The following is an 11,586-nucleotide window of genomic DNA, read 5'->3' as shown; positions in this document are numbered from 1 at the left end:
GTTTTTGGTGGGACACCCACTCAATCGCTTCTGCGAGAGCTTGGTTCGTGTCCCGGCGGCCACCCGGTTTCCCTGGCGACTTGGAGAACTTTACACCCCGCGAAGGGGCCCGAAACAGGGGGGTACCTTAACCGCGTCCCCGCAGGTCAGGCCCCTGTTACGGGCCACCGGAGCGGTCAGCCGCCGAGGGCCACGCCGGCGACGTTGCGGCGGCCCCGGCGGACCACCAGCCACTTGCCGTGCAGCGCGTCCCCGAGGGACGGCTTCCACTCCTCGTCGGCGACCTTCACGTTGTTCACGTACGCGCCGCCCTCCTTGACCGTGCGACGCGCCGCGCCCTTGCTGTCCACCAGTCCCCCGGCGAGCAGCAGGTCGACGATCGTCACCTCGCCGGACGGGTCCACCTTGCCGTTCGGCACCTCGGCCATCGCCGCGTCGAGGGTGCGTTCGTCCAGCTCGCCGAGCTCACCGCGGCCGAACAGGGCCTGGCTGGCGTTGATCACCTGCCGGGTCTGCTCCTCGCCGTGGACGAGGACCGTGAACTCCTCCGCCAGCCGCTTCTGCGCGGCCCGCAGGTGAGGACGCTGCTCGGTGTCCTCCGCCAGCGAAGCGATCTCCTCCTGGCTCAGGAACGTGAACATCCGCAGGTAACGGATGACGTCGGCGTCGCCCACGTTCACGAAGTACTGGTACCAGGCGTACGGCGAGGTCATCTCCGGGTCGAGCCAGAGGTTCCCGCCGCCGGTGGACTTGCCGAACTTGCGGCCCTCGGCGTCGGTGACCAGCGGCGCGGTCAGGGCGTGCGCGGCCGCCGCGTCGGTCCGGCGGATCAGGTCGACCCCGCCGATGAGGTTGCCCCACTGGTCGGAGCCGCCGACCTGCAGCTTGCAGCCGTACTTGCGGTGCAGCTGCAGGTAGTCCTGGGACTGCAGCAGCAGGTAGCTGAACTCGGTGTAGGACATCCCGTCGCCCTCGAGCCGGCGCTTGACCGTCTCGCGGTTGAGCATGACGTTGATCGAGAAGTGCTTCCCGACGTCGCGCAGGAACTCCAGGGCGGTTTGCTGCCCGGTCCAGTTGAGGTTGTTCTCGACGATCGCCCCGGTCGGCGAGTCGTCGAAGTCGACGAACCGTTCGAGCTGGCCGCGGATGCGCCCGGCCCACTCGGCGACGACGTCGAGCGTGTTCAACGTGCGCTCACCGGTGTCGCGCGGGTCGCCGATCATCCCCGTCGCGCCGCCGGCCAGCACGATCGGCCGGTGCCCGGCGCGCTGGAAGCGCTTGAGCATGAGCAGCGGGACCAGGTTGCCGGCGTGCAGGCTGGGTGCGGTGGGGTCGAAACCGCAATAGAGCGTCACGGGACCCTGGTCGAGCTCGCGCCGGAGGGCGTCGATGTCGGTGGACTGCGCGATGAGGCCGCGCCAGGACAGCTCGTCGAGGATGTGTTCGCTCACGCCTGTAGATCCTCCCGCACCAGGTCAACCGACTAAACGGCGGGTCGGACCCGGCGCTTCCCGCCGCGGCGGTAGGTGGACACGGCAGGCGAGGCGCCGTCCCAGAACCGCCACGGCGTGTCCATCGCCATCGCGACGCCGACCCGGGGACCGACGCGGATCCGCTCGGCGGGCACACGCTCGCCGACGCGCAGCCGGACCGGGGACGCCGGGTCGGTCAGGTCGGCGCCGTTCTGCGCGCGGTCGACGCGCAGCACCGACGTGAGGATGGCCGGGCCCTTCGCGAGCTCGCCGGTCCCCCGCGCGTTCGGACGCCGCTTGCGGACGACGTCGAGGCCTTCGACGACCTCGCCCGCGCGCAGCAGCACCGCTCCGGGCATGTCCTCGTGGGTGCCGACGACGTTCGCGCAGAAGTGCATCCCGTAGACGAAGTACACGTACAGGTGGCCCGCGGGCCCCCACATGACGGCATTGCGCGGGGTGCGGCCGCGGTAGCAGTGCGATGCCGGGTCGTCCTCGCCGCGGTAGGCCTCGACCTCGACGAGCCGGACGCCGACCGTGCCGTCGGGCCCGTCGGCCTCCAGGACCGAGCCGAGCAGCAGGTGGGCCAGGTCGACCGGGTCGAGCGCCAACTCCTCGCGGGTGAACAACCGGCCTGCGTCGCCGCTCAAACGGGTTCCTCTCTTCGGCTGCCGGGCAGCGTCACCTTAACCCTTGAGCGATCGCTCAAACTTCTCTACAGTCGAATTGAGCAGTCGCTCAAAATGAGGGGAGCCGAGATGCGACCGAAGGCGCTCTACGTCGAGACGGTGATCCGCACGGACCTGGACACGCTGTGGCGGCACACGCAGGACCCGGACCTGCACCGTCGCTGGGACCTCCGCTTCGCCGACATCAGCCCGCTCGACGGCCACGACGGCCACTTCCGCTACGCCTCGCGGTTCCTCGGGGTCACGGTCACCGGTGTCGGGGTGAGCGCGGCGTCGCGCACCTGGCCGGACGGCTCGCGCACCTCGGTGCTCCGGTTCGCCTCCGCCGACCCGCTGTCGCTGATCAACGCGGGCGCCGGGTTCTGGCGCTACACGCCGGTCGGCGACGGCGTCCGCTTCGTGACCGGGTTCGACTACGGCACCCGTTGGGGGCGCTTCGGGCAGGTGGCCGACCGGGTGTTCCGCCCGATGTTCGGTTGGATGACGGCGTGGTCGTTCGACCGGCTGCGGCTTTGGCTGGAGACCGGGATGCCACCCGAGGACCAGCCCTTGACCGCGCCCTCGGCGGGCCGCTGCGTCCGGACGCGACCGCGTGACCGCGCTGCCGACCGGCTCGAGGTCACGGCGTGAGCGTCTTCGCCCGTGCACTCGGCGCGGACTTCGCGTTCCTGCACCCGCGGATGCAGGAACGGCTCGCCCTCTCGGCCGGGCGCGGCATGATCGGCCACGGCGTGATGGACCGGATCTGGCGCGGCCCGGGCTTCACCCTGCCGTTCCTGTGGCTCGGATCGACGCGGCACATCCTGTTCCCCGACTGCGGGCGGAACGTGCCGTTCACCATCGAGAACTACCCGTACGTGGACCGCCACGGCCGCGAAGCAGTGTCCTTCGTGCGCACCTTCGAGTTCCCGAGACGGCGAAGGCGCTTCGACGCCCAGATGGTCTACAGCGCCGGGCGCGGGCTCGTCGACTACCTGGGGACGCACCAGCACCTGGCGGTGGACCTCGCCGTGTCGGCCCGCCCGGACGGCGGATTCCGGATCCGCTCCGGCGAGTTCCGGCTGCAGGAAGGCCCGGTCCGGGCCGGTCTGCCGCGGGCGCTCACTGGTACCGCGCGGGTCGAGGAGTGGTTCGACGAGGCGAGCGAACAGTTCCGGATCGAGGTCGCCGTGGTCCACCCGCGCTTCGGGCCGGTGTTCGGCTACGAAGGCAGCTTCAGCGCGCGGTTCGTCGATGTCCGCGGCGGGGTCGGCGGGGCGGTCAAGCCAGTTCGTGAGAAGGTCATGGACTGATGGGCACCGGCCGGAACTCCAGTTCGCGGGACACGAAGCAGAAGCTCGTGGACGGCGTGCTGGAGATCGTCCGGCAGCAGGGCATCACGGCGGTCTCCGCCCGGTCGGTCGCCACCGCGGCCGGCGCGAACCAGGCGCTGATCTTCTACCACTTCGGCAGCGTCGAGGAGCTCGTCGCGCAGGCGTGCGTCCTCGCAACCGAAGCCCGGGTTTCGGTCTATCGCGAGCGCTTCGCCGCCGTGGCGACGGTCGGCGACCTGCTGGAGCTCGGCCGCGAGATCCGCGTCGCGGAACGCGCGGAGGGCAACCTGGCCGTGCTGGCCCAGACGCTGGCCGGGGCGCACGGCAGCGAGCGGCTCGCCGAGGCGACCCGCGAGGGTCTGGACAAGTGGATCACCGAGGTCCGGACGGCCCTCGATCGCGTGCTCGACGGGTCGCCGCTGGCCGAGCTGGCGGACCCCGCCGGGCTGGCCCACGCCGTGTCGTCGGGGTTCCTCGGGCTGTCGCTGTTCGAGACCGTCGACCCCGGGGGCGCCGAGCAGGCCGTCACCGCGCTGGAGCAGCTGGCTGTGCTCGTCGACGTCCTGGACGAGCTCGGCCCGGTGGCCACCCGGGTGGTCCGCGCGAAACTGCGGAAGACCGGCCGGGCGCGGCAGTCCGCGCCCGACCGGCCTCAGGTCAGTTGAGCCACTGACGAGCCGCGATCACACGCTCTTCGAGCCGCGCCCGCTGCTCGGCCACGCGAACCGGCGCGGTACCGCCGCGGGCGTCGCGGGACTTCACCGAGCCTTCGACGGTCAGCACGGCCCGCACCTCCGGGGTGAGTGCCGGGTTGATCTTCTCGAACTCCTCGTCCGTCAGCTCGTCCAGGCCGGCGCCGCGGGACTCGGCGACGCGGACGCTTTCGCCCGCGGCCTCGTGCGCGACACGGAACGGGACGCCCTGGCGCACCAGCCATTCCGCGATGTCGGTGGCCAGCGTGAACCCCGCCGGGGCCAGCTCGGCGAGCCGGTCGGTGTGGAAGGTCAGCGTGGCGAGCATGCCGGCGACCGCCGGGAACAGGAGCTCGAGCTGTTCGACCGAGTCGAACACCGGCTCCTTGTCCTCCTGCAGGTCGCGGTTGTACGCCAGCGGCTGCGCCTTGAGCGTGGCCAGCAGGCCGGTGAGGTTGCCGATCAGCCGGCCGGCCTTGCCGCGGGTCAGCTCCGCGACGTCCGGGTTCTTCTTCTGCGGCATGATCGAGCTGCCGGTCGCCCAGGCGTCGTCGAGGGTGACGTACCCGAACTCGGCGGTGTTCCAGATGATCACCTCTTCGGCGATCCGGGACAGGTTGACCGACAGCATCGCGACGGCGAAGGCGAACTCGGCGACGAAGTCGCGCGAAGCGGTGCCGTCGATGGAGTTCTCGACGCTCGTCGCGAAGCCCAGTTCCTCGGCGACGGCCTCGGGGTCGAGCCCCAGCGACGAGCCGGCGAGCGCGCCCGAGCCGTACGGCGACTCGGCTGTGCGCGCGTCCCAGTCCTGCAGCCGCGAGACGTCGCGCAGCAGCGCCTGGCCGTGGGCCATCAGGTGGTGCGCGAGCAGCACCGGCTGGGCGTGCTGCAGGTGGGTGCGGCCGGGCAGGATCGCGTCCGGGTGCCGCTTCGCCTGCGACACCAGCGCGTCGACGACGTCGAGCGTGCCGGCGACGACCCGGCGGGCCGCGTCGCGCAGCCACATCCGGAACAGCGTGGCCACCTGGTCGTTGCGCGAGCGGCCGGCACGCAACTTGCCGCCGAGCTCGGTGCCCGCGCGCTCGAGGAGGCCGCGTTCGAGGGCCGTGTGCACGTCCTCGTCGGCGATGGTCGGGGTGAACTCCCCCGCCGCGACGTCCTGGGCGAGCGTGTCCAGCGCGGCCAGCATGCCGGCGAGCTCGTCGTCGGTGAGCAGGCCCGCCTTGCGCAGCACGCGGGCGTGCGCGCGGGACCCGGCGATGTCGTAGGGCGCCAGGCGCCAGTCGAAGTGCGTCGACGCGCTCAGCGCGGCCATGGCCTCCGCCGGACCGCTGGCGAACCGGCCGCCCCACAGCTGCACCGGCTGCTCGTTCCCGCTCACTGTTCTCGCTTCTCCTCGATGTTCGTGTGTTCAGGCGACCGTGATCCGGCCGTCGTACAGGACCAGGCGGACACTGGCATATCCGCGGCAGGCCCGCCGTTCGAGCGCGGCGCAGGCTTCGCGGCGGCCAATTCTCTGTGCTTCACCGCGTGCGCCCAGCATCCGGTGTGCTTCGGCGACGGAGACGGTCTCGCCGTCGATCGCGACCGGCACCCCGCTGTCGTAGGTCACGACGACCTCGTCCGGCGCGAGGAATTCGCCCTCGGCCGGGAAGATATCGCCGATCGTGATCATGGTGGTCCCTCGTCCGCCGATCGTTGGGCGAGGGCGGCGAACCGTTCGGCCAGGCCCTTGCCCGTCAGGGGTTCGCGCGCGATCACGGCGACCGTGTCGTCACCCGCGATCGAGCCGACGACCTCTTCGAGCGCCGCCCGGTCGATGGCGCTGGCCAGGAACTGCGCGGCGCCCGGCGGCGTCCGCAGGACCATCAAGTTGCCGGACGAGTCGGCCGAGACCATCAGTTCCGCGAGCAGCCGGGAGAGCCGCGACGTGCCGCCCTGCACCCCGCGGACGGGGCTGCCGTCCTCGGGGATGACGTAGACCGGCGCGCCCGAGTCGGGCCCGCGCAGCTTGACCGCGCCCAGCTCGTCGAGGTCGCGCGACAGCGTCGCCTGGGTGACCTCGATGCCTTCGGCGGCCAGCAGCTTGGCCAGCTCGGTCTGGCTGCGGATCGTCATCGTGGACACCAGTTCGGTGATCCGCGCCTGCCGCCCCACCCGGCTGCTGGTCATCGCCGGCTCTCCTCGAACAGCCAGACCAGCAGGGCTTTCTGTGCGTGGAGCCGGTTCTCCGCCTCGTCCCACACCGCGCTGGCCGGGCCGTCGATCACCTCGTCGGTGATCTCCCAGCCGCGGTGCGCGGGCAGGCAGTGCAGGACGATCGCGTCGTCGGCGGCCTTCTTCAGCAGCTCGGCGTTGACCTGCAGGGCGCGGAACGGGCCGACCCGGTCGAGCCCGTCGTTCTCCTGCCCCATGGACGTCCACGTGTCGGTGACCAGCACGTCCGCACCGGCGACCGCCGCGTACGGGTCGGTGAACACGGTGGCGGTGCCGTCGGTCTCCTCGCCGCGCTGCTTGGCGTCGAGCATGACCTGCTGGTCGGGCTGGAACCCGAGCGGCGAGACCACGCGGACGTGCATCCCGGCGGTGACCCCGGCGAGCAGCAGCGAGTGCGCCATGTTGTTGGCGCCGTCACCGAGGTAGACGAGGGTCAGCCCGGCGAGCTTCCCCTTGCGCTCGCGGATCGTCATCAGGTCGGTGAGCGCCTGGCACGGGTGGAACTCGTCGGTCAGCGCGTTGACGACCGGGATCGACGCCGCCGACGCCATCGCCTCGATGCGCTTCTGGGCGAACGTCCGCCACACGATGCCGTCCACGTACCGCGACAGCACCCGCGACGTGTCCTCGATCGTCTCTTCGCGGCCGAGCTGCATCGACCGGCCGTCGACGATCACCGGGTGCCCACCGAGCTGGCTGATGCCGACCTCGAACGAGAACCGGGTGCGCGTCGAGTTCTTCTCGAAGATCGCCGTGATCGACTTGCCGGCGAGGGTTTTGTTGCCCAGCGGGTCGGCCTTCAGCGCGTCGGCGAGGTCGAGGATGGCCTTCTGCTCGGCGGGACTGACGTCGTCGTCGCGGAGGAAGTGGCGGGGCATCAGTCGGCGTCCTTCGTGGTGGAGTCGAGCGCGTTCCGAAGTGCGGCGAGGAAGCCTTCGGCCTGGGCGGCGTCGAGCACGAGCGGCGGCGCGAGCCGGACGGTGTCGGGCGCTACCGGGTTGACGAGGTAGCCGGCGTCCTGGACGGCCTTGGCCACCGCGGCCGACACGGGCTTGCGCAGTGAAATGCCGAGCAGCAGGCCGGCGCCGCGCACCCCGGCGACGAGCGGGTGGCCGAGCGCCTCGACGCCCGCCGCGATGTCGTTGCCCAGCGTCGAGACGTGGTCGAGGAGGCCGTCCGCGGCGATCGTCTTGATGACGGCCAGGCCGGCCGCGCAGCACACCGGGTTGCCACCGAAGGTGGTGCCGTGCTGGCCGGGCTTGAGCAGGTCGCCCGCCGCGCCGACACCGATCACCGCACCCAGCGGCAGGCCGCCGCCGAGGCCCTTGGCCAGCGTGATCACGTCCGGGACGACACCGCCCTGCTGGAACCCGAACCAGGTGCCGAGGCGGCCGAGACCGGTCTGCACCTCGTCGAGCACCAGCAGCGTGCCGGTGGCCTTGGTGATCTCGCGGGCGGCCTGCAGGTAGCCGTCCGGCGCCGGGATCACGCCCGCCTCCCCGAGCACCGGCTCCAGGAAGACCGCCGCGGTCTCGGTGTCGACGGCCGCCTTCAGCGCCGCGACGTCCCCGAACGGCACGTGTTCCACCCCGGGCACCAGCGGCTTGAACGGGTCGCGCTTGCCGGGCTGGCCGGTCAGCGTCAGCGAGCCCATGGTGCGGCCGTGGAACGCGCCCTCGGCGGCGATCACCTTGGTGCGCCCGGTCAGCCGGCTGATCTTGAGCGCGGCCTCGTTCGCCTCGGCGCCGGAGTTGACGAACAGCACCTTGCCGTTGCCGGTGAGCCCGGCGACGTCGAGCAGCGCCTCGGCCAGCTCGACGGCCACCGGGTTGACGTACAGGTTGGAGGTGTGGCCGAGCTGCTTGACCTGCGCGGTGACGGCTTCGACGATCGCCGGGTGCGCGTGACCGAGCGCGTTGACGGCGATGCCGCCGACCAGGTCGACGTAGTCCTTGCCGTCGGCGTCCCACACCTTCGCGCCTTCGCCGCGCACGAGCGTCAGGCTGGGCGTGCCGTAGTTGTCCATCAGGGCGGACTGCCAGTGCTGCTGGCCGTCCACATTGGACTTGAGGTCGGTCACGGGAGCTCCGTTTCGGGGAAGACCATGGTGCCGATGCCGCGGGAGGTGAAGACCTCCAGCAGCACCGAGTGGGCGAGGCGGCCGTCGATCACGTGCGCCCGGCGCACGCCGCCGCGGATGGCGCGCACGCACGCCTCCATCTTCGGGATCATGCCGCTGGCCAGGGTGGGCAGCATCGGCTCGAGGTGGTCGACGCGGATGCGGTCGATCAGCGAGGACCGGTCGGGCCAGTTCGCGTACAGACCTTCGACGTCGGTGAGCACGACGAGCTTTTCCGCGCCCAGCGCGGCCGCCAGCGCACCCGCGGCGGTGTCGGCGTTGACGTTGTGCACCACGCCCTCGACGTCCGGGGCGACCGTGGATACCACCGGGATGCGCCCGGCGTTGACGATGTCGAGCACCGCGTCCGGGTTGACCTCGGCGACCTCGCCGACGAGCCCGATGTCGACCTGCTCACCGTCCACAGTGGCCTGTTTGCGTTCGGCGGTGAACAGCCGGGCGTCCTCGCCGGAGATGCCGACCGCGTACGGCCCGTGGGCGTTGATCAGCCCGACCAGCTCGCGGCTGACCTGCCCGGTGAGCACCATCCGGACGATGTCCATCGTCTCCGGCGTGGTGACGCGCAGCCCGCCCTTGAACTCGCCCTCGACGCCGAGGCGTTTGAGCATCGCGGTGATCTGCGGGCCGCCGCCGTGCACGACCACCGGACGCAGGCCGGCCAGCCGGAGGAACACCATGTCCTCGGCGAAGGCCGCCTTCAGAGCGTCGTCGATCATCGCGTTGCCGCCGTACTTCACCACCACGGTGGCGCCGTGGAACCGCTGCAACCACGGCAGCGCTTCGATGAGGACCCCGGCCTTCTCGGCCGCCGTCGCGAGTCTCTCGTCCGCGGAAATCAGTGCCTCCTGGTTCATGAGGAGTACGCGCTGTTCTCTTCGACGTAACCGTGCGAAAGATCCGTGGTGTAGATGGTGGCCGCCTCGCCGCCGACCCCGAGGTCGACGACGATCTCGACGTCGCGCGCGGTGAGGTCGGCCTCCGACCGGTCGGCGGCGGGCATCCCCTGGGCGAACAGGGTGACGCCGTTGATCGTGATCGACACGGTTTCCGGGTCGATGCGGGCCGGGACCCGGCCCAGCGCCATCGCGATCCGGCCCCAGTTCGGGTCGGAGCCGAACAGCGCCGTCTTGACCAGGTTGTCCTCGGCGATCGTGCGGGCGACCGCGATCGCGTCGGCCTCGGACTCGGCGCCCTGGACGGTGATGTTGACGTCCTTCGTCGCGCCCTCGGAGTCGGCGCGCAGCTGGAGGACGAGGTCGAGGCTGACCTTGGTGAGCAGCTCGGCGAGCTCGGCCTCGGTCGGTTCGACGCCGCTCGCGCCGGAGGCCAGGACCAGGACGGTGTCGTTGGTGGAGGTGCCGCCGTCGACGTCGAGGCGGTCGAAGGTGACGTGGGTGGCCCCGCGCAGGGCCCGGTCGAGGGCCTCCTTGCTCACCACGGCGTCGGTGGTCAGGACCGAGAGCATGGTGGCGAGGTTCGGCGCGAGCATGCCCGCGCCCTTCGCGAAGCCGCCGACGCTCCAGCCGCCCTCGTGCTTGGCGAAGGCCTGCTTCGGCTTGGTGTCGGTGGTCATCACGCCCTTGGCGGCGTTCAGGCTCGCTTCGGCACTCGCGTCGAGGGCCTTGAACACGGTGTCCACTCCGGACAGGACCGCGTCCATCGGCAGCCGTTCGCCGATCAGGCCGGTGGAGCAGACGGCGACCTCGATCGCGCCTGCCTGCAGCACTTCGGCCACCTTTTCGGCCGTGGCGTGGGTGTCCTGGAAGCCGCCGGGCCCGGTGGCCGCGTTGGCGCCGCCCGAGTTGAGGACGACGGCCTTGAGCCGCTGCTGCTTGAGCACTTCCTGCGACCACAGCACGGGCGCGGCCTTGATGACGTTGCGGGTGAACACGCCGGCCGCGACGTCGAGCGGGCCGTCGTTGACGACCAGGGTGAAGTCGAGCGCGCCGGAGGCCTTGATCCCGGCGGCGACGCCGGCGGCGCGGAAGCCCTGGGGGCCGGTGACGGTCACGGTGCCACTCCTACGGTGGAAAGGCCGGTGGTCTCGGGGAGGCCGAGGGCCAGGTTCATCGACTGGACGGCACCGCCGGCGGTGCCCTTGGTGAGGTTGTCGATCGCGGCGACGACGACCAGGCGCCGAGCGTCGGTATCGACCGTGACCTGCAGCTGGACGTTGTTCGAGCCGAGCGTCGCCGAGGTGGTCGGCCAGGCGCCCGCGGGCAGCAGCTGGACAAACGGCTCCGCGTCGTAGGCCTTTTCGTAGGCTTCGCGAACGGCTGCTTCGTCGACGTCGCCCTTCAGCGGAGCGCTCGCCGTGGTGAGGATGCCGCGCGGCATCGGCGCGAGGACCGGGGTGAACGACACGGTGACCTTCTCCCCCGCCACGGCCGAGAGGTTCTGGGCGAACTCGGGGGTGTGGCGGTGGGCGCCGCCGACGCCGTACGCGCTCGCCGAGCCCATCACCTCGGACCCGAGCAGGTTCGGCTTGAGGCTCTTGCCGGCGCCGGAGGTGCCGGTGACCGCGACGACCGTGACGTCCGGTTCGACCAGCCCGGCGGCGAACGCGGGCGCGAGGGCCAGCGAACCGCCGGTCGGAAAGCAGCCGGGCACGGCGACGCGCTTGGTCCCGGTGAGCTTCTCGCGGGCGCCGGGGAGTTCGGGCAGGCCGTAGGGCCACTGGCCGGCGTGGTCGCCGCCGTACCAGCGCTGCCAGTCCGCCGGGTCGGCCAGGCGGTGGTCGGCACCGAGGTCGACCACCAGGACGTCCGGCCCGAGCTGCGCCGCGATCTCCGCCGAGTGCCCGTGGGGCAGCGCGAGGAACACGACGTCGTGACCGGCGAGGGTTTCGGGCGTCGTCTCGGCGAGGACCCGGTCGGCCAGCGGAACGAGGTGGGGCTGGTGGACGCCGAGCTTCGTGCCCGCGCTGCTGGCGGCCGTGAGCGTGCCGATCTCGACCTCGGGATGGGCCAGGAGCAGGCGCAGCAGTTCGCCGCCCGCGTACCCGCTGGCTCCGGCCACCGCGATGTTCACCGTCATACGCATGATTATGCACGCCCTTGCAAG

12 protein-coding genes and 1 pseudogene are annotated in these 11,586 nt (G+C 71.4%); 3 read left to right on the top strand and 10 right to left on the bottom strand.

Translation table 11 applies throughout. The annotated features are described in order from the left end of the window. Positions 1 to 176: 176 nt before the first annotated feature. On the bottom strand, positions 177 to 1,451 hold the full coding sequence (tyrS, locus tag AB0M59_RS51370) for a tyrosine--tRNA ligase (protein WP_364631037.1): 1,275 nt from the start codon (positions 1,449 to 1,451) through the stop codon (positions 177 to 179). Between the two features lie 32 nt (positions 1,452 to 1,483). Further along, positions 1,484 to 2,122: a DNA-3-methyladenine glycosylase gene (locus AB0M59_RS51365; RefSeq protein WP_364631034.1), complete on the bottom strand. Its 639-nt coding sequence runs from the start codon at positions 2,120 to 2,122 to the stop codon at positions 1,484 to 1,486. A gap of 108 nt (positions 2,123 to 2,230) precedes the next feature. Between AB0M59_RS51365 and AB0M59_RS51360 the strand changes: the two genes are divergently transcribed. Genes AB0M59_RS51360 through AB0M59_RS51350 form a run of 3 tightly spaced genes read left to right on the top strand, consistent with a single transcriptional unit; the run spans position 2,231 to position 4,139 of the window. Next, positions 2,231 to 2,791 (top strand): hypothetical protein, encoded by a 561-nt coding sequence (locus AB0M59_RS51360; RefSeq protein ID WP_364631031.1) that lies wholly within the window; start codon positions 2,231 to 2,233, stop codon positions 2,789 to 2,791. Further along, complete coding sequence (locus AB0M59_RS51355) at positions 2,788 to 3,453, top strand: DUF4166 domain-containing protein (RefSeq protein WP_364631028.1); 666 nt, start codon at positions 2,788 to 2,790, stop codon at positions 3,451 to 3,453. Before AB0M59_RS51360 ends, AB0M59_RS51355 begins: the two co-directional genes overlap by 4 nt. Next, positions 3,453 to 4,139, top strand: coding sequence for a TetR/AcrR family transcriptional regulator (locus AB0M59_RS51350; protein ID WP_364631026.1), 687 nt, complete (start codon positions 3,453 to 3,455; stop codon positions 4,137 to 4,139). The genes AB0M59_RS51355 and AB0M59_RS51350 overlap by 1 nt, the downstream gene beginning before the upstream one ends. On the opposite strand, the gene argH is transcribed toward AB0M59_RS51350, so the two are convergent. From argH to argC, 8 genes and pseudogenes are all read right to left on the bottom strand, one after another. Then, positions 4,132 to 5,547: an argininosuccinate lyase gene (gene argH, locus AB0M59_RS51345; protein WP_364631023.1), complete on the bottom strand. Its 1,416-nt coding sequence runs from the start codon at positions 5,545 to 5,547 to the stop codon at positions 4,132 to 4,134. The two genes, AB0M59_RS51350 and argH, sit on opposite strands and share 8 nt — an antisense overlap. 168 nt (positions 5,548 to 5,715) lie before the next feature. After that, positions 5,716 to 5,802: pseudogene (locus AB0M59_RS51340) on the bottom strand (argininosuccinate synthase); the annotation flags it as partial. 35 nt (positions 5,803 to 5,837) lie between these two features. Continuing rightward, positions 5,838 to 6,338 (bottom strand): arginine repressor, encoded by a 501-nt coding sequence (locus tag AB0M59_RS51335; RefSeq protein ID WP_155546218.1) that lies wholly within the window; start codon positions 6,336 to 6,338, stop codon positions 5,838 to 5,840. Continuing rightward, entirely contained in the window at positions 6,335 to 7,261 is a 927-nt protein-coding gene (argF, locus tag AB0M59_RS51330; RefSeq protein ID WP_364631019.1) for an ornithine carbamoyltransferase, read from the bottom strand. The genes AB0M59_RS51335 and argF overlap by 4 nt, the downstream gene beginning before the upstream one ends. Continuing rightward, a complete protein-coding gene (locus tag AB0M59_RS51325; protein ID WP_364631016.1) occupies positions 7,261 to 8,463 on the bottom strand; it encodes an acetylornithine transaminase in 1,203 nt (400 codons plus the stop codon). The genes argF and AB0M59_RS51325 overlap by 1 nt, the downstream gene beginning before the upstream one ends. Further along, positions 8,460 to 9,377, bottom strand: a complete 918-nt coding sequence (gene argB / locus AB0M59_RS51320; RefSeq protein ID WP_364631013.1) for an acetylglutamate kinase — start codon at positions 9,375 to 9,377, stop codon at positions 8,460 to 8,462. The genes AB0M59_RS51325 and argB overlap by 4 nt, the downstream gene beginning before the upstream one ends. After that, positions 9,374 to 10,534, bottom strand: coding sequence for a bifunctional glutamate N-acetyltransferase/amino-acid acetyltransferase ArgJ (gene argJ / locus AB0M59_RS51315; protein ID WP_364631010.1), 1,161 nt, complete (start codon positions 10,532 to 10,534; stop codon positions 9,374 to 9,376). The genes argB and argJ overlap by 4 nt, the downstream gene beginning before the upstream one ends. Further along, positions 10,531 to 11,559, bottom strand: a complete 1,029-nt coding sequence (gene argC, locus AB0M59_RS51310; protein WP_364631007.1) for an N-acetyl-gamma-glutamyl-phosphate reductase — start codon at positions 11,557 to 11,559, stop codon at positions 10,531 to 10,533. Before argC ends, argJ begins: the two co-directional genes overlap by 4 nt. Between the last annotated feature and the right edge of the window lie 27 nt (positions 11,560 to 11,586).

The organism is Amycolatopsis sp. NPDC051371, assembly GCF_040682155.1.
In the GTDB taxonomy this organism is placed as follows: Bacteria; Actinomycetota; Actinomycetes; order Mycobacteriales; family Pseudonocardiaceae; genus Amycolatopsis.
Note: the sequence above shows the minus strand (reverse complement) of the source record. Positions and strands in the feature narration are given on the sequence as shown.

Coding starts and splice junctions, on each gene's coding strand:
- AB0M59_RS51360 (WP_364631031.1), top strand. CDS start 2,231: ATGCGACCGAAGGCGCTCTACGTCGAGACGGTGATCCGCACGGACCTG.
- argF (WP_364631019.1), bottom strand. CDS start 7,261: ATGCCCCGCCACTTCCTCCGCGACGACGACGTCAGTCCCGCCGAGCAG.
- argC (WP_364631007.1), bottom strand. CDS start 11,559: ATGACGGTGAACATCGCGGTGGCCGGAGCCAGCGGGTACGCGGGCGGC.
- AB0M59_RS51335 (WP_155546218.1), bottom strand. CDS start 6,338: ATGACCAGCAGCCGGGTGGGGCGGCAGGCGCGGATCACCGAACTGGTG.
- AB0M59_RS51350 (WP_364631026.1), top strand. CDS start 3,453: ATGGGCACCGGCCGGAACTCCAGTTCGCGGGACACGAAGCAGAAGCTC.
- argB (WP_364631013.1), bottom strand. CDS start 9,377: ATGAACCAGGAGGCACTGATTTCCGCGGACGAGAGACTCGCGACGGCG.